Here is a 21305-nt window from a genome sequence, read left to right as displayed (position 1 = left end):
GTCCCATCAACAGGCGCATGACAAGATTTTTCGCTATATTGAACTGATTTACAACCGCAAGCGTATCCACCGTACCCTGAACTATTTGACCCCGCTCCAGTATTATAAACAGCAGGTTCTGCGGAGTCGAGCGCCCGTAGAAACCTCCTAATGCAGGCAGGAGAGTGCTTTTTTCCTTAACCACCGCTCTAGATGATAGAGCGGATGGGTCAAGCGGTTTGAGCTTGACGCTTCCGCGGCATCATCTATCCTGACAGGTGGGAAAAAAAGCCTGCGTCCGTTCCGTTTTATAACGGACAAATCATAAAAAAAGGTGTCTACTTTCTTGACACAGATCCAATACCCTCCTGCTTTTTTCTTTCCGTTTGTGAGGTTCGTCTTTTCCAGAAAAACTTCCAAGCTGACCGCCTCATGCTGTTTCCAGGCATGCATGAAAACTTCCGCCGAAGCACGGGCATCTTCAAGGGCATAATGGTGGGAAAATATAATGCTCAAATGCTCAGCTACCGTGTGTAATTTATAATTCAGCAGCCCTCCCCATGTCTTTTTTGCAATGTTCACCGTACAGTTGTATGTTATCTCCGGATATGGAATATCATACACATCCAGGGCATGACGAAGAACGCTCATGTCAAAGCTGGCATGATGAGCAACGACCAGTTTGTCCAGCAGTCTGTGTTCGAGTTCTTCTTCCCATAAGACATCAAACGCATCGGCATCCTCCACATCCTCATAGGTAATCCCGTGAATAGAAGTGTGCCAAGGATCAAATTGCTCATCCCATGGTTTGAGCAAACGATAAAATTCCTCCACTTTTTCACCATCTTGATACTCCAACAATCCCACAGCACACACACTAGCTCTTGAAGGTTTAGCCGTTTCAAAATCTATCGCAGTGAAATTCATAAATTCCCTCTCCTTTATTCGACAATATCCAACAAATCCCGGGGCGTGACAGGCACCTATTAAAGACCTGGAAGGTTATTTTTTATTTTTCGGTACCAAATCGATCCTCCCACAATGCCAGCTACAAATAACGTCGTCCCCGCGGCTGCCCCAGCCCCGTTATTGTGATTATCTGAAGAAGTTGATGCAGACTCCTCTTCTTTTGATTGTAACTCGTTCTCTCGTTTTTCTATTTCCTCTCCCGTTCATCGAGGGTTTCTGTTTTTTCTTCCAACTCTTTTTCCTTCTTATCTATTTCTCCACACTGCTCCTCCTCTTCCCGTTCAGATTCTAATGTCTCTTTCTCTTGTTCCACAGTGTTTATTTTTCCTTGAAGCTCCTCTCTTTCCACTTCCAGCTTTTCTATTTTTTCATCTCTTGCACTTATTTTCTCTTGAGAAGAAGATAACCGCTCTTCCAGAGTTCCTACCTCCTCTTCCAAATCTTCCACTTCCCCGGCATTTGTGTTATTCAAACTTGATGATTCCTGCTCTGAACTGTTGGAAGAAGAATCACTCGAGGAGGAATCCCCTCCATTATGGTAGTGATATCCTGAACAAAGGCCTTTTTCAATAGATTGTTGAGAACAGTTATGACCGCCATTGCTGTCCGTTCTTCCTGAATGACTATAGGCCTCTTCCGCCGTGGCTACAGAAAATAACATCATGACGATACCGACTACACACAAAACATACCATTTCACTACAATCGTCCCCCTCACCTCTAATAATCCCTAGATTCACATATTCTAAATATTCTGATAAAAAAGCAACATAAAAACTATATCTAATTATAATTATTTTGACGTATTTCTCGAAAATCCTTCAAAACGGAGAAAATTTTGCCGATTATGGGACTCTTGGCTCTTATGACTAAGTCTAGTTGAAGGTAGCCTAAAATCATCTGTTGAAAGGTTTCCCAGTTATAGGAACGCTTCTAGCTTCCCCTGTTATCTTAGGTTTGAATATTCACAAATTAACGTATGGTTAAACTTTATGTAAAGCGAAAAAACCAAAAAACAGCAAGTATAGAAGTCCCCCTAATATACTTGCCCTAGCTATTTGACTGTAATGATAATTCGTCAATATTTATGACTGCTTTCAATTGTTGTAATAAGTCCAATCCAATGATACCATCCAAATCAAACCCATAATTCATAGCACCAATTTCTATAGCAAAATCTTCTGTTTGCATACTTCCAATTTTCACTAAATCCACCGTTTTAGAATATACAAACTCTGATCCCCCAACGCCACTTATACGATATATCATATCGTTTTGTTCTGCTACAATCCCTATGGACTCTGCTAAGTCTGTTGATACCACTGTACTTCCTGAGCCAGTATCAATTAATATACGTTGAATATGAAGCGATTGTCCACTATATCTTAGTTCCATATCCGTAAGCAATAATCCATCATCAATCATTAGTTTTTTCACTATCGCCTAACACCTACCCATTTTTTTTCAATGATATTAGGCTCCTTACGATTGGTATGAAGTACATATAGTTCCCGGTTAGGATCTTCTCTATGAATTTCTTGATAGGCTTTCATAGCATCTGGAGAATTAGAAAATTTTTTCAAGGGAGCAATCTCGTCTAAAATACGCTCCCTTTTCTCATTGGTATGAGCTCGAACAGCTTCTATCAGAACCCATGTTTGAGGGAAAGCCTGGCACACATCTTCCCACTTCATTTGACTCACCTCCAGAATTATTTACTTATATTGTACCATTAACTCTTCCAATGTTGGGTCTTTCTTTGCCCTTCAATTGCTAGGTTGTAGTATTTCTTAGCAATAACATTCTTGTAAATCATTAAAATACCAACACTTGATTAAAGTGAAATATTTTACAACTTCAGCAAGTCTTTCTTACCACCTTTTGCGAAAAGCTTCACACCTGTCGTAAACACCCCACAATGGCAAGTCCTATGTCTTTCCTTTTTGTAGAATTACTTGTAAGCATAACTTCTCCACTCTTAGGGCCCGCCTTCTGTTTGATGTTTCCAAAAGTTCCCCCGTCTAGAAACCTTCTTTCATTGCGTGCAGTACTAGGAGAAATAATGGCGCGGCTAATACGAATAAAAACGCTGATAAAATCCCTGCAGAGATAGCTCTCTGTAAAACTCCCTAGTCATTCGACAAATTTCGGGCGGTGACAGGCACAAAAACAACCCCAGCTCCGGACGAGGAACTGAGGTATATCATTCTCCTTTTGAGATCCTTCCATCTGAATTTATGGAGAGGTTAAGACTGCTGGATCTGCGCCGTTTACATACTCTATTTCTTGTATATTTTCTATCCCTCTTAATTCAGAAATATTATCTCCATCAAGGATCACTTTGGATATTTCTGTGTCTTTAAAATCGATGAGGGCCCCGTCTTTTTCTGGTCTAATCGTTATGGTGGCATTCTTTAAACCGGCACCATGAAATTCTGCATAGTTTCCAGTAAATACTACTCCATTCTTCACTTCGGACGCTGCATCAAATGTAAGGGAAACACTCGGTTTATGCACCAGCAATCTGCCTGTTTCCGAGTCTTTAAAATCGTAGGATCTTTCAGGAACGACAGCCTCATCGTCTCCTTGTTTTTGTAATTCAAAGGTGTCGATATGTTCATTATCTATCGAGTATACGTCTCCCCTTAAATCATTTCCATCTATTTCGATGGAGGTAAATACTTGTTTGTCTTCATCATATAAAACATCCACATAATCATAGGTCTGAGCAGGATAAAATTTAGGGCCGGCTGAGCCGCCAATAATGTACTGGGAGCCCGATCCATCTGTCTGGACACGGCCATCCTTCATCAAGTGTGATTTCATATATGCGTGGTCATGACCCGTTAATACTAAGTCTACACCAAGTTCTTCAAGGACCGGAGCAAAAGTATCTGCCGTAGCGTCTGTCCCGGTCAGGGGATTACTGGAATAAGGGGAGCGGTGAAACATAGCAATATTCCATAATTTATCAGTGTTCTCCACTTCCTCTCTCACCCATTCCTGCTGCTCTTCCATATCTTGTATCCCAAACTCTGAGTTCAGCATAATGAAATTGGCATTTCCATATGCAAAGGAATAAACGAATCCTTCTTTCCCTTTTGGTCCATTTTCAGGGTACGGGAACAAGGCATTGAATTTATTTTCACCATCCCCGTATACGTCATGATTTCCTAATACGGACATGAAAGGAATAGTAGTGGATAATCCTTGGGAAGCTTCAAGAAAGTAATCCCATTGATAGATGTCACTTCCATCCTCCACAATATCACCAGCGTGGAGAGCAAAGTCTGTCTCAGGGAATTTCTCCAGGCCTAATTCATATAATTCTGTCCAAATCTCAAATCCTTCTTGATTTTGGGACTGGGTGTCAGCAAAAAACAAAAAGTTAAATGGTTGATCAGAAGTAGATTCTGTCGTAAAAGTACTTTCTTCACTCCAGCCTGATTCTGTTCCATCTCCCACACGATAGTGATACGTAGTGCCAGGCGTTAACCCTATTGCTTGGGTACGATGAATCCTCATTTCTCCCGTATCGTCGGAATATAATTCATTTTCTCCCTCAAAACGCTGGACCTTGCTGCTCTCAAAACCAGCTTCTTCCCCTTCGGCAACCACTTCCACCACGGAATCTTTATTCATGGTTCCAGTACGCCACGTAAAATGCTGCGTTGTTTTAGGATCCTCCAACCACGTTAAAGCAATGTTACTCGGTGTTGGGCCGCCCAGCTGCGGAAGAATGTCGATGGACTCGACTTGGCTCACAAGCTCCCCTTTACTAGCTTGAATAGTAAGTGGAATTTGGGAAAGCGTCAGTAAATCTGTGGTCATTTCTCCATTTTCATCGGTTGTGCCGAAAAGGGAATTCCACTCCACTTCCCGAACATCTTCTTCCGGTACATGGTAATACCGCTGCTCTCCATTCGGTATGAAAATGCGATAGTACTCAAAACCTTCATAGGAATAATTCGCAAACGGCAAATACGTTCCGGCTTCGACTTCCTGATACGGATCCCCGGCTACGCCGCTCCCACCCTTGTAAATATCTGTGGAATTAGTAACTTCAAGCAGCTTAGCATCATTCGTAATCTCTATTTCTGCCCCTTCCACAGGGTATCCATCCTGATCAGCCACTGATATCCTGCTCGGCGTGTTTACCGATTTACCTTCGATCGATAAGACTAATGGCTGGGCAATACCTGCACGAAATGGTTCGGCAAAAAATTCTATGGTACCAATGGACGAATCTACATAAGAAAGGGAGCCCTGGGAGAGTTCAAGTTCAGCTTCACCGGAAGCATCCATTCCTAATTCAAATGTTATCGTTGCCAATACTTCCTCTTCCTCTGTCTCGATGTCAGCTAAATTGTCCCAGCTTAGTTGAATCTCACCGGTTTCCGAATTCACTTCATTTGTGGCTGTCTTCCCTTTAAACTTCTCTGCAATCTGTACTTGAAGAGCCTCTGTTTCTTCTATTCCGTCTAGGAAAGTTAACAATTCCGGGTCATAAGACAATTGAATATCTGCCCCATGTAAAGAATCGAACTGACTCATTTTCAATTGAACATCAAAAGTGGAGCCGGCATTTGCCTGTTCCGGACCTTCCCATTGAAACGACGGCCCTCCGGCGGAGACTTGAAAATTCCACGTGTTAAAGTGATGGTTCCCTGCCTTGTCGAAAACTTCGATGTACGCCTCATGTACGCCTTCGGCCAATGGCGACTCCGGCGTATATGATATTTTTCCCGATGCCGCATCGTAGGAGGGGGTGACAGGTTCCTCATCTATTTTCATGATCATATTTTCTGGATCTATCCCCGAGCCCCCTTGATTATCTTCAGCCACGGCGCTGATTTCCGGCTGATTGGAGGTGGCGGGATCTTCAAGCGGTTGAAAGTTTTCTAATGCAGGGTTGGTGACGTCCTCCTCAAAATCATCATAAACCGCCTGGATATTATCTACATAAATCGTACCTGCTGTCTTTCCATCATCATCCGTCGCCATATACCTTACAGCCAGGTCTATACGAAAAGGGGCTTCCCAGTCCGATGGTATATTTGCTTCTACGTATTTCCACCCTTTCCACGTCACCCCGTTTGGATAATCAGAAGTATAGTTAATATTAAAATTTTGTCCATTTGCATCGTACAGCTGCTGCCTCAGCCAATGCTTGTTGCCGTCCCCGTATATCCACATGCCTATTTTCTCCGGGTTACCAGGGATTTCTATCCTATTATCCTTTGAAGCATAAACGCCGGACGTTCCCTGTGTGCCAATAAAATCGTAGTCCAGCTGCAGGGCACTGCTGCCATGGCGTGCCTCCTCGTTAGTAACAAGGGCATCAATGGAGTTATACCTTGCACCAGACGCTTGCCAGGTGCCAATTCCATCTTCAAAATCTTCCAATACAATATAAGGCTCTGTTATCTCCTTTACATTATTGGAGGAGGTCTTATCTAATGCATGTTCCTCTTTTTTTTCACTATCTGGTACAGCTTCATCTTCCCCTGGAGCTTCCGAAACAGGATCATTCATATGGTGAGAACCTAAATCATCAAAGGGTCCGGCTTTCCATTGTTCCCATTCTTCGGATGGATCAAATGCATCATCCATGGTCGTATCTCCCGCTCTAACATCACCGTTTCTGATAAGTGTTACATCTTTGCCCCATTCTTCCCCTGCTCCTGCTTGTCCAATAGAATCGATGACATCCCCTGCTTTTCTCAAAACAACGGAATCCCTGCCATTAAAATCAATAACGCTGGAGTTCTCCAGATCCCCCTTATCTTTAAGATCTCCGTCTGCCTCGCCATGATATAAAACATACGTGCCGCCACTCGCTAATGAGCCGCTCACTTGCACGGACTCTTCAGCGGAATCTGCATCCCCGCTGTAACGTTCCAGGGTGTATTCACTTACATCCATTTCAGAATCAGTACCATTATAAAGTTCAACCGCCTTATTATGACGGACTTCCATAACATACTCCGATATAATTAAGTCAGAAGGGGCTGATGCCGCATTTGTTGTAATAGCGGTTATGGGGAATAAAAATGTAGAAATCAGTACTATTGATAAGAAGGAACTGAACGTTTTTCTCCATCTCCCTGTACTCATGTAGACTCTTCTCCTTTTTTTATGTATTCCAACACCTTGTACCCCTTTATTGTAAATAGAGAGGCGTGAACTCTATTTCTTTCACCGCATACGGCGTGCCGCCAGATCTCTTTTTTCCCTAGGTACATTAAAACATTTATGGATTAGGAGTATATGAATACACTGTAAAAGGTTAGTAAATTTGCATAAAAAGCTGACGTGGTTCTTCCGCTGACTTTATATTAGCAATGGAGGTGGATAAGGGTGTTCTTCTCTTTTATCATCTCACAAAACAATATCCTGCCTTCGTAAAGAAGACAGGATATTGTTTTAAATAGAAAGGCTGCAGTGGAAAAGAATCTTCTCTCTGTAAACAGGGGCTCAAACCGATTGCTTACGTCGCTGCCTGTTCATCTATAGCCACGTATATTGTCCAAAGAAGTTAAAGAAAAGAAAACGAAACTCCGGTCCTACGAGAAGAGACTCGTGGGGCGGATAATAACTTTTCGGGATCTCCAAGACTTGATATCTTGATAAGCCTCCTTTGATACACGTTTACGTTTTTGTTTACATTTACGTTTATGTTTACGTTTGTGCTTCCTGTGGTATAATTAATTCAAACATGTATACTTTTTGGGAAGCAGCATAGAACTAAAAGGAACCGCATTTAAGAGCGGAGGCTTGCCCGGTATTAGTTACGGAAATAGACCGCACACCTTACCTGACGGGGCGGTCTATTTCTTTTGGGACATGATTAACACAATTAACGTGCCAAACATCACCATTAAAGATAATGTCTGATACATATCCATAGGCATCACCTCCCATCCGGGAGATTAGCCGACCGCCCTTAGAAGCCTATCTGTTGTACAAGTTATATTTTATCATAAACCCTTTCGCCTGGGAGAATCCTCCTTTATTGACCACCCATCTGCATAGCATCTTTTCGGACAAGGCGGGACAATGTACCAGTAAAAACGACCGTGGCAGCCCAAAAAAAGAAAACCTCCCCGACGTTAGGGAGGCTGGAAGATGAAACCAAAAATAATATTCCTTATTCCGCTGTTACTTTTATTTTGTCACTTTCCGCTTTATCCGGCTCCGTGATGCTTATCCAGAATTCATCTCCTGCTTGAATCTCATCCCCGGTGACCCAGGTATTTGTTTCTGTGTTTTCATCAAAAGTGACATGACCGTCCGCATCTGAGCTATTTTCTTCTTTATAAATCCAGACGGTCCCCACCCGGTTGTCTTCATTCACAAAAAGAATATGATTGTCCGAGGAAGATGCCGTAATATATTCTGCCACCATCGGTTCGGAGTCCGGAAGGGGTTCACCTGCAATCCAAGCGACCGCATCTTCATATCCAGCGGCCTCTATGACAAAAAACACGGCTGGAAGATCCAGACCTTCCTCTTGAGCTGCTTCCAGATACGGCTGCACTTCTTCCCACGAAGACGCTTCGGCCTCTCCCTGATCTTCTAAACCCAGCTGGCCGGGAGTGGTTTTATCATAAGAAATATTTCCCTTTTCGTACTGCAGCCCATCATTTTCTTCTATTTGGTACAGTGTTATGGTTTCTACAGAGGTGCGCCATGTTTGATCTTCTTCAAATGTCAAAACGTTTTGTTCAGATGGATCTGCGGTAACGTCAGGTGCTTCTTTGCTATTCCCGCCTTATTCCTATCAAGGTTTTCGATCGGGCCTTCACCATGCAGGCGGCTTTCACCGCACACGGCGATCCGTCAGTGATTTTTCTCTTTATTATTTCCCCCTATAGAAGTATAAGAAAAAATATAAAACAGGTTTTGTTCATTTTTTTAATTTTTTGCCTAAAATTCTAAAAAAGAGCCCCATCTATAAAGATGAGGCCATGACATTATTTAGCTGTCAGCTCGATGAAGATTCCATATTCATAATTACCACTAATTGTACTGCTGCTTATCCGGAATACATTACCGGTAGCTTGGTCATCTTCAATGGTGTAAGCATCCCCACTTGCTGTTACGGTGTAACCAAAATCTGATTGAAGAGCGTCCCCAAGATTCTGCCTGACTGTTTCTCGGGAGGACTCGTCAGACACTTCATAATCTCTTGTCAAATTTAAGCCATCGATCACGCCATCTGTAAATGTGACAAAAATCTCGATCTCGGATTCCCTATAGGCTTTCAAATACCCTGCTCCTGACTCCATGGAATCAAAATCATCGGCGTTGAGCTGATCGATATTATCCGCATCATCTCCCGGGGTTAAATGATTTAGGACAAACTCCTGTGTCTCGGATATCGTTTCCACCGTTTCGCCATTCCCATCTTATACCTTCTTTCAGAACTGGCTTTCGATTGGGCCTTCACCATGCAGGCGACTTTCACCGCACACAGCGATCCGTCAGCGTTTTTTCTCTTTATTATTTCCCTCATTACTTATATTAATTTATCTCGTACTCCTACTTTTGTCTTGTTGCTTTATTTTTTGTGTTATTTTTTAAAACGTAAAAATTTTTTCGAGAAAGGCCAGGGAAACGGTTAAAAAGAGATATAAAACTGCTTATTGCTCGCATTCGACAAATATCGGGTGGTGACAGGCACTAAAAAACAGCTGCGGCATTCCACCGCAGCTGTTTTTGTAAGTTATTCTGGAGAGAAAATTATACTATTTGATGCAGTTGAATAATTGGTTCCATCCGTGGCATAGATTACAGCTTCATATATTACTCCAGACTCTACGTTGTCCGGGGTAACACTATCTTGATTCAAATAATCTACGGTTGCGGATGAAGCGCCTTCGGTATCCATGGTTAGTTCATCGTAATCCGCATTGGCCTCAATATAATACAGTTCATAATGGTCCGCCCCTGTCCAATGACTGGCACCGCCTGCAATTCGATCAAATTCCAGATAGCCGTTTCCTTGCTCCGTCCAGGATAAACCATTTACTTGTATACTTGAAAAATCTTCTTGGGTTTGTACCGCACCATCCATAGCACTTTGAAGGGCAGAAACATCCCCATAGGCATCGCCTGAGTTAAATAATGTTTCATTGACTGTATCCTGACGTCTTTCACTTAAGTTGTTATAAGCCGTCAGAGATAAACCCAGGGCCGAATCCGTGAGAGCAGCTCCGAAACTATCTGCGTCTTCTGCGTCATTTACTGCTTGTAACGCATCCTCTACTTCCGACCTATCAGCATTCACTTGCTCTATGCCGGACTGGACGTCTTCGGGATTATCGGCTTGTTCACTGCTGAAATGATCGATATAGGCCTCAGCATGAGCAGCATTGAAAGCAGAAGCATCTACTGCTTCCGAAAGATCAGCCAGATCCGTGACAGCGGTCTGCAGTGCTGCGGATGTTTCTGCAGCATTTACGTCCTCCACAAGCGAGTTCACTTCATTCACTGACCCTATTATCTCTTGAACATCTGAAGGATCACCGGCTGGCTCTTCCTCCAATGCGTCTACATAGGACTGAGTATATTCATCTGTAAAATCTTGCGGGTTTAACGTTTCTTCGGAGACCAAGGATGCTAAATTTTGTACGGCTTCCTTTAGTCCTCCGGCATCTGCGTCATTCACAGCATTTACTGCTTCTCCTATTTCCTGCACTTGATCATTTACACTGTCCATGACCTGCTGAACGTCCTCTGCTGTTTCAGCAGGGGTATTGTTCAGGGAGTGAACATATTCCTCCGCGTTGGACGCCTGAAAAGCAGCAGCATCCAGTATTGTACTGTCCCCCACAAGATCCGCCAAATCATTAATTTTCTCGCCGATCTCCTCTGCTTCCGCTTGATTTACCGCCCGTATCGCGGATGCTTTTTCTGCTGGAGCCCCTTCTACGGCCCCCGTAGAATCATCCGCAACCGTTTCGATCAGACCCTCTCCATTAATAGTAATATCACTATCTGTATGAAGCGATTCAATGACCGAAGCATCCGAAAGGGTAAGGACTGCCCCATCTAAATCTGATGGAATACTGACATTCGAATAAGATCCCTCAAGAATAATACCGCTCTCACTCTGAATCGTCACATCCGCAATAGTTGAATGGTTGATGATACGCATCCCATTATTATCGTTTATCTCAACTTCCTGCAACTCCCCGTTGTTCGTAAAGGTCGACCCGGCTATATCATGTATCACCGTTTTTCCAGTCACAGTAACATGGGCTCCTACTTCAAATTCAGCATTGGGAATATCTAATGTAAGATCCCCATCTAGTTCGCCATCAGCAGCGGCACTCGTCAATTGTGCCCTGCCACTATCATCGCTGGCAAACATTAAATCACCCCTAAAGGCATAACCGTTTACATTCATATCCGTTAGACGGTTTACCTCTACAGAACTGCCATCACCAATATCAGATAGAAATGTCATCTCTCCAACTGATGGATTATTTACTGCTGCTAAAAACTCCTCCTTGTTTTCAACTGTGTTTACGCTATTCTCGTCTTATACCTTCTTGCTTGGTCTTATAACGAGCCTTCACCATGCAGGCGGCTTTCACCGCACACGGCGATCCGTCAGCGATTTTTCTCTTTTTCATTTCCCTGATTCCCTATTTTAATTCACAGCTTTTTCATACATTTGTCTTATTTCCTTATTTTTTGCGTTAATTTAAAAACGATAGGATTTTTTACTAGGGAAAAGTTAAAAGAGAGCACCTTCGACATATTTCGGGTGGTGACAGGCACTCTAACGTCATGTGCGTAAACCCTTGATTGTATTGCATATCGGCAATGAGAATAGATAAAGCCGATATGAGGGGAATACAAAATAACGGGAGACACTTGCTGTATAAGGATCCTGGTTTTCCACGAACAGCAGTCAGCTGATGATTTTTTTCTCTTTTAATAATAGATGACTACTTTGTGGGTGCAGGGCGGAAATAGGGGGAGATGGCTGCTTCCATTGCTCCGACAAGGCAGCGACCTTTTCCATTAGGGTATGAAAAGAACGATGGGGTAATTCGCTGCAGGGCTGAATGAAAAAAGTACCCGCATGAGGGTGTATCGGGCGATTTATGTTTTTCATCGCAAGAGTAAAATGCGTCTGACTTTTGGTGCTTGTCCATTCCATTTTGTTTGTCACTCATTCCATGAGGCCATCATCGGGATGAAAACTCACGATCCTGGAAGCTCCACGTTTTCGCGAGTATGCCTCCATCACCTGAAGCATGGACTGCATCATCGTTTCCTAGGAATAAAAAGCAGGTGTCATATTAACATAAAATAAAAACATATCCCTTTTTTTATATTCTCCCACCTCCACACGGCTCCCGATGTACCGACAAGGCATACGCATATATATACTCCTTCCCAATCAAGAGCTGGATGGAAACGGGAAGAAGGGAGGAAAACCTCGATATCGTATGCACCGTCTTCTTCTGTAGTTTCTACGAGGTTGTCGTCACTATTTTGATCATAGGAGTCACCATCGATTTGATATACTTCTTCGGTTGGATTTTCATTTGTCATGGAAATGTCCTACTTTATATCCAGCCCGGACACTAAGTTATCCTGTTGCTCCGTTGCTGTTACTGTCACTTCACTTGTTCCATCTTCAGCCAAAGCCGGTTCCACATCGACCTCAAGTTCTATGAAGTCTTCGCTATTCTCGCTTTCATCTTTCTCTCTTTTTCCGAATATAACGAGTCTTCACCATGCAGGTGGCTTTTACCGCACACAGTGATCCATCAGCAATTCTTTTTTTTCCCTGTTTCTACATCGATGATAATAAAGGACAGCCGTTAAAATGAGGTGAAAAATACTTTCTTTTTCTAAAAGAAAGGAAGTGTCCAATAATAAAAAAGCTGCCCCTCACTAGGAGAGACAGCTAATAATTATTTTTTCTTTTAGGGAAATAAATGTATCGAGAAAATCACTGACTGGGTTCCTTCGCTCAGCTGGTTTTCTCCTCTTGCTCTATTGCTAAAGCAATCCAAACGGCCAGCCTTCCTCACTACTACGAACCCGCTGCCACTTCACAGGATCATCGGCGCTACCCCACCTCAACCAGCAAAGCTTCAAACGTTCCGTTCTGTCTATCCCTATGTTTGATGACCGTAGGCCCCCACTTTTCAAGAGAGAGAACGACTGGTGTAACAGCCTAAATTGTTCCAATCGCCACTGTATCCTTACAGATACAGGGATGAATACTAACCTGCTAGCATCTTATCCTAGTATTCACTACCTCTTCTTGGATCGTCATGGGTTCACGTCATTAGCCATAGTCATCTTTGAAGGAGCCCCGCCTCTCTGTCGAGAGTACGTCTTCACCTGACTTCACCCTTTCTGCCACGGCAGGGCAGCATCGGATGCAGGAGGATCAGGCACCTGCGAATGTAGGCTGTTTCACAGGAAAAGGATTTTCACCTTTCACATCAACAGAACAGTTAAAGAAAAACCCCGAGGAGTGCGAGGCACTTAACACTCGGGGGATTTCTTTCCTTTTTTCACTAGATTGTTAGTTTATAAAGGAACGTTTCGATTATTCTCCAGTAGTTCCAGCAGATTCTTGTGCAGAAACGGTGACATCAATTTCAACATCTTCAGTTACTTCGCCTTCTTCACCTACAGTAGCTGTAAGTGTTACGTTGGCATCTTCAGCATCACTTGCAGGTTGATTAACTGTGCCATCAGTTTCTACCACATCTTCGTTGTTACTAGCCCATGAAATGTCGACATCAGGAAGCTCAGCGTCAGCTTCAGTGCCGTTTTCAGGGAGAGTTAAATCAGTTGTGACTGCGTCAGCTGAATCGTTATCGCCTGAGATAGTATCGAAGGTAATAGCATCAGCAACCTCTGCAACTTCTGCAGCAGCTACTGCTTCACCGATAGCTGTTGTAATCTCAGTGTAGGAAGTTTGATCACTAAGAGCCTCGTCTACGATACTTTCAATATTCTCGACATCGTCTAGGTCTCTTAGCTTTTCAGCTAGTTCTTGAACTGTAATATTTTCTTCAGTTTCTGGGTTTGTAGTATAAAGCTCAAAGTTTTCTACTCCGATGCTTTCTAGATCTTCAGCTACACTTACAACTACATCCTGATATAAATCAGAATCATTGTTTGATACAGCATCTACAGCACTTTCAAAAGCAGAGCGGACTGTAAGGCCAGCTTCAACTCGTTCTTCAACTTCAGCAAGGGTGCTGTAACCACCTTCAGGTTGGTTCAACGGTACATAACCAGCTGCAATTTCCTTTTCATCAGTTTCCAGCTCAGAATCTTCAAACTGAGTAACGAAACTATTTAAAGAAGTTAGCGCTTCTGATTGATTCTCAGAATCAAGTTCATTGATTTCATCAAGTGCAAAGGATTCTTGAGTAGACTCATCTGCATTTTCATCAACAACAATGTTATCTCCACTGTAACCTGACTCTGCATTAACCGTACCAGCAAGAGTTAATTGACCAGCACCTTGATTTTGTATTTCTTGTTCAAATGTAGAACCACTATCTGCATCAAATTCAACATTTTGATCAGTATTTACTACTGTAGTTCCTTGTAAAGTTGTTCCTGCAAATTCTACTCTAACAGCGCTATCTGAGTCTACAGTGAAATCTCCAGACACGTTAACACCTGATAGAACAACAGAGTCAGATCCACCACCACTAACTGTTAAATCATCAAAGTTTGTGTTTTCGGCAGTGAAGTCGTCTACATCACCAATAACTACTGTACCTTCAGAAGAAAGGTCGCTCATTGTTACATTATCAGCAGTTACTTCAAAACCGTCACCAGTAATGGTAGTTTCAGCTTGGCCTTGACCATCAATGGTAATGCCATCGAAGTTTTGAACCAATGTTTCAATGAAATCATCACTGTAATCAGCTTCTTCTAAGACAATGGAATTAATGGAGTAAGCTTCTCCAGCAGCATTAGTTTCAAAATCAATTTCAGCGCCTTCTAGCTCATCTCTATACTCATCAAATAGAGTAATATCATCATCATCAGCAAGGTTACGTAGGCCATCCTCGCCTAATTCATCAACTAATTCAATTTGCTCTTCATCATTAAGATCGACAGTAGTTCCATCACCGTTAATATAAGTTACTTCACCATCAGTTTCAACATCTCCGCTGCCGCCTGAACCACCGTCAGTTTCATCTGTTCTTACAACGGCATCCACAAATGTGCTTCCGCCTGCAGCAAGAATCAATTCAACAGAGTCACCTTCTTCGATGTCACGAAGGTTTTCTACAGAGTAGTCGTCTGCATCGTCATCGGTAACGTCATAAACTTCTGCATCGGATTCGAGCTCATACCAAGTGCCGTCAACTTCGATGCGGTTATTACCAACTTCAATGTCAGTTACTTCACCAGACTCAAGACGATTAACATCGCCATCATCTGCTTCCTTGATGTCTGTAACCTGATCATTGTCGTCGTTTACTTCCAGAACAACGGATTTACCAGGTTCAAGGTCATCAAAGTCAGCGAAATCGAGGTCGCCGCTTTCGAGATCATTAACATCGTAAGTTTCTCTTTCTCCGTTAACAAGTGCTTCAATGCGATCAATTTCATCATCAGTGTTAACGTCAACACGGGTCAGAACCGCACTGTAATCTGTGGTATTTTCAACTTCAAGATCTGAAGTAACAATGTGAGTGGCATAGTTATCTTCATCATAGTAAACCGTTCCATCATTGATGTTAGTACCATTGTCTTGAACTTCGTCCCAATCCATGATAGTGACATCATCAGCATCTGGATATTCGTCTTCATCAGCATCAACGTTTACTACTTTTGTGTTGTTCTGAATACGATAAGAGCTGTCGTTGTCTGCTTCAACAAAATCATCATCTGTTTCAACAGTTTCGCTGAAATCAGAGCTGTCTTCGCTAAAGAATTTAAGTCCAACTACATCTCCGTCTTCATTTGTATCTACACCAACAAGGCGACGATCATCGGAGATTTCTACTATATCATCTGATGGATTGTCGTCATCATCGTGAGCTACGATGCTGAAGGAAGTTTCTTCATCTAGGTCATTGTCTGGATCAATCACAAATTCATCAATTTCGAAGTCTTCATCATTTGGCAGATCATCGCCAGTTTCATATTCTTCACCATCAACCACGATTTCTTCTAAATCAGTAATATCAAAATCATAAAGATGTTCATTTCCATCAGAGTCGACAACCGAAAGTTCTACTCTTTCATTTCCTCTAACATCATTATAAGCAACGATCGAATCAGTGGTGTAGGAAGTTTCGAATTGCTCTTCCAGCTCACCTTCTTGGCCACCGGAAACGATAACGAGGTCGCCTTTCCAGTTAAAGTGAGCAGTTACTTCTTCACCGCTGTCTTGAAGCATTTCAGCGCCATCATCATCGAGGTTTTCGATTTCGCCGTCTTCATTGACATATTGAGCTCCGTCGTAAGAGAAGTTTTCGCCGTCAATGTCGAAGGAGTTCTGATATACACCATCGATTTCCCCTGTAACTGTTTCATCCGTTACCACAGCAATGCCGTTTTCTTCTGCATCTTCATTGAAGAAGACAAGGTCATTATGCTGAATGTCATCGATAGAGATTTGCTCACCGTTTTTCACGATAAGGTGATCTTCAAGGTCAACTTCATCGGCATCGTAACCAAGAACATAATTGTCGTCTACTTCATCAGCAAGAATGCTGTCTTCGAAATTATAAGCGTGAACTGCTTCTACATCGCCGCTGTTGTCGAAGTAAAGCTTCGCGTAATCATATTCAGTATCAGCTTCGAGATCTTCACTTTCGCCATTGAGGTAGAAGTTAAAGTCTTCTTCATCAGCAATGTCGTAAGTGTCGCCGCCGTTTAGAACTTCAATTTCGTCAGCGTCGCCATTCACTTCGATGGCACCTTCTACAACATCTTCATCTTCAAATTCATAATCAACGATGTCGTCGTTTTGGTCGAACCAAACGCTGATTTCACTTCCGAGAGCTTGATAATAGTCAAACTCTTCATCTGTGACGTTATAAGTAGTACCGCCAGCAGTGATAGTTCCATCTTCTGGGTCAACATCAGTTACGCGGATTTCATCTTCGAATCCAGGACGTACCCATGTTGTTTCCAAATCACCGATTTGAATGTCATATTCCTGAAGACGTTCAATTTCAGGTGCAGCACCCTCACTTGTATTGTCATACAACGTGATTTCAGCAGTTGTACGGTTTGATGAAAGTTCTACCTCATCAACACCAACGCGCTCTCCGCTGTCACTTTCCGTGATACGGATGTCTGAAGCTTCCAGATCTTCCGTGTAAGGTCTAGTGAATTCGACTTCCAGTATATGGCCGTCTTCAGTCAGTGCACTTATATTAGCAATTTCAAGCGGCTCCTGTACTTCAAGCGCACGGTCAAGGAAGGTTGCGAACTGTGCACGAGTAACAGTTTCCTTCGGACGGAAGTTTCCGTCTTCTGTGGAAGTGATGTCATACTGTGCAAGGATTTCGATGTTTTCCTGGTGGCTCTCGTGTGCTTGGTCGAGGTCACCTACGGTTGCATCGCTGTCTTCTTTTGCTTCCAGTTCGAAAGCACGAACCAGGATAGTTGCCATTTGCTCACGGGACAGATCCATGCCAGCTGCGAACATCGTGTCGTTTTCACGCCCTGTGATGTAACCAGCTTCATTTACTGCTTCCGCGAATGGAGTGTAATAACTTTCATCGTTCAGGTCTTCAAAAGAAGATTCTGCGTCCTGATCAACGTCTAGGTCAAAAGCATTAACGAGAAGCTCCGCTACCTGACCGCGGTTGATCTCCTCTCCCGGGCCGTATGTACCATCTGGGTATCCGTTGATGATACCTTGATCAGCTAAGCGCTGGATAGACTCCGAGGCCCAGTAATCATTTGATACATCACTGAAAGATTCAGCTGCATCAGCTTGCTGCACATCCGCCGGTACGACTGCTGCAGCGGAAGCGAGCATTGCTGCAGATACGGATGTTGCAAGAAACTTGCGGTAAGACTTAGGTTGATAAGCCATATGCAATTCTTCCTCCTTTGTATTCAGCATTCTATCTCAGTTTTGATAGAATACTATTTTCTAACTTTCAGAGACGATATCACGTCATCTGGTTCCTCAACGATCTATCATCGGGTCATCGGAATCATCTGTGAAAGCGCATCCGTCCGTTAGTTTTTCATAAATCTGCTAAAAAACTGCAAAAATTATTATACGTGCCAAAGTCTGGGCTGTCAATTCATGGGTAGGCAATTCTTTTCGAATTGTGGCACAAAATAGTACGTATGATAGATTACAGCATAATCTGACGCTATTTACAAGAATTCTACAACATTTTCCTTAGGATTGCCACCCTATTTTCCTAATGTAACCTCATTTTAATAGAATCTGCGTATTTTCACCTATATTTTATAATATTTTAAGAGTCTATGCGCTCAGGTCTCAAGTTGCTGACAGCCCGGAATATGCTTTCAATGCCAATGATTCCCGCTACTCCCATATTGAAACATGATTTTTACAGATTTGTCACGGGAATATTTCAATTTTGTTATATTTTTTAAGAAAAGCGCAAGCGCCCTGGGAACCGCGACAGGGTCTGGAGTTCAAAAGGTCCATACTTCTATGCGTTCTTGTGTAACAAAAAAACCAGCCCTCGTAACACTACGCGGACTGGTCCACTTTTATGCAGGGTCTTCGGAATCCATACCTTCGTCCCCGGATTCCTGTTCTTCCATCTGTTCCTGCTCAATCTGTTTTATTTTTTCTTCCATAAATGTTTCGAGGCTGCCGGTTACTTCATTATGATTCTCATAGCGGACATTGGTTCGTTCATCAAAGGAGCGGAGTTCTCCGCCGAGCGGCAGCGTAAAGGTGAAGCGGGTATCGTACCCATTCAGCAGCTTCGTTTCCTTATCAATAAATGCTGTCATTTCGATGCGGTCCAGCTGGATTGCATTCTTCTGTTCTTCACTCAATCCGCCCTCCGGCATCACTCCTAGCGATTCCAGTTTCTTTTCCACCAGGGAATAATGTCTTTCCTCCGTTCCTTTAAAGGAAACTTCATAATAATCAGGGGTGTTTTCTACATCTGTCACTTCTTTCATTAAAAACTCGTTTTCAAATTCCAGGAAAAACTGAAGATCTTTGGTCGGGCGGAGCATCGTCTGGATTTCTTCCGCCGATGTATCATGTGGCTCCCACTCGTCGTCTTCCCGGATCGCGATATCTTCTCCGTCAATCCGCACTTCCATTTCCACCGGGTTTTCCAGGTCCACCAGGTTCATATTGGTTTCCAGATACCCCTGCAGCGGTTCTTCATATTGCAGGGCCCCGCGTGTAAACGTGCTGACTCCTTCCTGTTCGGCGTTCAGGACATTGGAATGAGTGAAATACACGCTGTCGAGAGCTTCCATCTCTTCCATTGCATCCGCGTACACCTCTTCGGGAAGCTGGCGCTCTCCGCAGGCGCTTAACAGAAGCAGGAGCGATCCGGCAAGCAGAGCAGCCGTGGTTTTTATTTTTTTCATATGTACTGTCTCCTACAATTCTTTAGATGATTTTCCTCGTCTATTTTACAGTGCCTGGTTGGAAAAGGCAAAGGGTGGGAAGACACCATCCGGAATGTAAGACTTTGGTACCTGAAAACAAAAAAGTTACAGGATATTTTGTGACAATTCCGTGACATTGTTATTTATGTTACAGAAAAATTACAAAGGTTATCCAACTTTTTACACCCTTTGGTGACGGGGGTAGGAACTTCCTTTTCGCGAAAATAGGCAGAATTGGACGAACCATGGAAGAGGCATATCTGGGATTTTTGTATCATTATGTCTTTTAGTTGTTATTAAACTGTAAACTCAGAACCCGTTTTTCCATGCTAGACTATGAATTGTGTTTTCAAGACATACCATCACAACAAAATCAGACACAAAAAAATTCTTCATTTATACACAAGCTTACATTACATAATGAGAGGGGTGGCCATTGTGGTCAGAAAGAGTATGGCAGCATTGCTTAGCTTTGTCCTGCTTCTCTCTGCTTTTGCGGTGCAGCCTGGGGCGGCTGACGCATCGAACGGGGATCAGATAGAAGCAGAAGCGAGAAAGCATTTAGGAACACCGTACAGTTACGGAGGAACAACACCAAGCGGCTTTGATTGTTCCGGTTTTACACGTTATGTATTCAAACAGGAAGGCATCAGCCTTTCGAGAACAGCTTCCAGCCAGTACCAACAGGGAAGCAAGGTTTCCAAGTCCAATCTTCAGAAGGGGGATCTCGTTTTCTTCTCCCACGGATCCGGCATTGGACATAACGGTATCTACATAGGAGACGGGCAGTTCATTCATTCTTCATCTTCCAATGGAATCAGCATTTCCAGCATTAACGACCCTTACTACTGGGGCGACCGCTATGTCGGAGCCAAACGCGTGCTGTCCGACGAATCCGAAGAGGAAGAAACCGCACAGGCTTCGGCTGTTAAGTCAGAAACCCTGGAAACTCTTCCGGACGGAGAGTACCACGATGTCGATGAAGATTACTGGGCCCACGGCAGCATCACAAAACTCGGAAAAGAAGGCATTATCAGCGGTTACGAAAACAGCACGTTTAAGCCTTCGGACAACATTACACGCGGACAAGCTGCCACATTGCTTATGAAAGCTTTAGATTTAGAACGGACAGGCAAAGATACTGGATTTAATGATGTTTCAGAAGGTCATACTCACGCGACCGCTATTAAATCTGTGAATGAAGCAGGGCTTATTACCGGGGATGACGACGGAAACTTCATGCCGAATGAGCCAATGACACGCCAGCAGATGGCGGTTGTGTTCTACCGCGCGTTTGATTTGGAAGGGACAAGCTATGACGGCTCCTTTGCCGATGTCGGGGAAGAGCACCGCTATTCCAAGCACATTCAGGCGCTTGCCGGAAGCGGAATTGCAAACGGAAATGAAGCCGGAGAATTTGAACCGGGTAGGGAAACAACACGTGCCCACTTCTCTGTTTTCCTCGAAAACGCACTGGAACAGTAGAACGACAATGAAATAATTCTGGGGAGATCCGCCACGGGGATGGCGGGTCTTTTTTTATGGAATCCAGGCATACAAGGAACAATGGTGGGGGTGGCCATTTGGGAATAAACCTTCATTGCCTGTATCCTTTATTTATAGGTTCCGTGCGTTTTTGGTTACAGAAAAGCAGGCACTTCCAAGTAATGGGGCTGTTCTTAGCTTTGTCTTTCTAGTTCTAGGTATTGCCGCTTCTCGTTCTTTTTAAACATCTTTTTTTGGAATTTTTTTTGATCATTTTT

At 43.2% G+C, this 21305-nt stretch carries 14 protein-coding genes; 2 read left to right on the top strand and 12 right to left on the bottom strand.

Translation table 11 applies throughout. The annotated features are described in order from the left end of the window. The coding region (locus G475_RS28045; RefSeq protein ID WP_156911721.1) for an IS3 family transposase at window positions 1-151 on the top strand (151 nt) is incomplete at its 5' end. Here G475_RS28045 and G475_RS26455 read toward each other — a convergent pair. The 12 genes from G475_RS26455 to G475_RS0114500 all read right to left on the bottom strand — a co-directional run bounded on the left by G475_RS26455 (window position 148) and on the right by G475_RS0114500 (window position 19521). Next, window positions 148-906 carry a 3'-5' exonuclease gene (locus G475_RS26455; protein WP_051302559.1) on the bottom strand — a complete coding sequence of 253 codons (759 nt, stop codon included), beginning with the start codon at window positions 904-906 and terminating at the stop codon, window positions 148-150. The genes G475_RS28045 and G475_RS26455 overlap by 4 nt on opposite strands. Before the next feature lie 229 nt (window positions 907-1135). Next, the gene (locus tag G475_RS25230) at window positions 1136-1648 is read right to left on the bottom strand and encodes a YHYH domain-containing protein (protein ID WP_035711294.1); all 513 of its coding nucleotides are present in this window, start codon (window positions 1646-1648) and stop codon (window positions 1136-1138) included. 350 nt (window positions 1649-1998) lie between these two features. Then, a complete protein-coding gene (locus G475_RS0114560; RefSeq protein ID WP_051302557.1) occupies window positions 1999-2385 on the bottom strand; it encodes a retropepsin-like aspartic protease in 387 nt (128 codons plus the stop codon). Next, on the bottom strand, window positions 2385-2642 hold the full coding sequence (locus G475_RS0114555; RefSeq protein ID WP_026701905.1) for a hypothetical protein: 258 nt from the start codon (window positions 2640-2642) through the stop codon (window positions 2385-2387). Before G475_RS0114555 ends, G475_RS0114560 begins: the two co-directional genes overlap by 1 nt. 541 nt (window positions 2643-3183) lie before the next feature. Beyond that, entirely contained in the window at window positions 3184-7065 is a 3882-nt protein-coding gene (locus tag G475_RS0114550; RefSeq protein ID WP_026701904.1) for a metallophosphoesterase, read from the bottom strand. Window positions 7066-7778: 713 nt separating this feature from the next. After that, window positions 7779-7850 carry a putative holin-like toxin gene (locus G475_RS28040; RefSeq protein ID WP_407636207.1) on the bottom strand — a complete coding sequence of 24 codons (72 nt, stop codon included), beginning with the start codon at window positions 7848-7850 and terminating at the stop codon, window positions 7779-7781. A gap of 248 nt (window positions 7851-8098) precedes the next feature. After that, a complete protein-coding gene (locus G475_RS0114545; protein WP_026701903.1) occupies window positions 8099-8665 on the bottom strand; it encodes a hypothetical protein in 567 nt (188 codons plus the stop codon). A gap of 259 nt (window positions 8666-8924) precedes the next feature. Next, window positions 8925-9341: a hypothetical protein gene (locus G475_RS0114535; protein ID WP_026701902.1), complete on the bottom strand. Its 417-nt coding sequence runs from the start codon at window positions 9339-9341 to the stop codon at window positions 8925-8927. A gap of 335 nt (window positions 9342-9676) precedes the next feature. Beyond that, on the bottom strand, window positions 9677-11422 hold the full coding sequence (locus tag G475_RS0114530) for a hypothetical protein (protein WP_026701901.1): 1746 nt from the start codon (window positions 11420-11422) through the stop codon (window positions 9677-9679). A gap of 839 nt (window positions 11423-12261) precedes the next feature. Next, window positions 12262-12522 (bottom strand): hypothetical protein, encoded by a 261-nt coding sequence (locus G475_RS0114515; protein WP_026701900.1) that lies wholly within the window; start codon window positions 12520-12522, stop codon window positions 12262-12264. A gap of 1012 nt (window positions 12523-13534) precedes the next feature. After that, entirely contained in the window at window positions 13535-18016 is a 4482-nt protein-coding gene (locus G475_RS0114505; protein WP_026701899.1) for an S-layer homology domain-containing protein, read from the bottom strand. 659 nt (window positions 18017-18675) lie between these two features. Continuing rightward, the gene (locus G475_RS0114500) at window positions 18676-19521 is read right to left on the bottom strand and encodes a DUF6612 family protein (RefSeq protein WP_026701898.1); all 846 of its coding nucleotides are present in this window, start codon (window positions 19519-19521) and stop codon (window positions 18676-18678) included. Window positions 19522-19980: 459 nt separating this feature from the next. Here G475_RS0114500 and G475_RS0114495 point away from each other — a divergent pair, with 459 nt between their 5' ends. Beyond that, window positions 19981-21027, top strand: coding sequence for a C40 family peptidase (locus G475_RS0114495; protein ID WP_026701897.1), 1047 nt, complete (start codon window positions 19981-19983; stop codon window positions 21025-21027). The last annotated feature ends 278 nt before the right edge of the window (window positions 21028-21305 follow it).

Source organism: Salibacterium aidingense DSM 18341, from assembly GCF_000429685.1.
GTDB lineage: Bacteria > Bacillota > Bacilli > Bacillales > Marinococcaceae > Salibacterium > Salibacterium aidingense.
The sequence above is the reverse complement of the archived record's forward strand: the minus strand, read 5'-3'. Positions and strand labels throughout refer to the sequence as shown.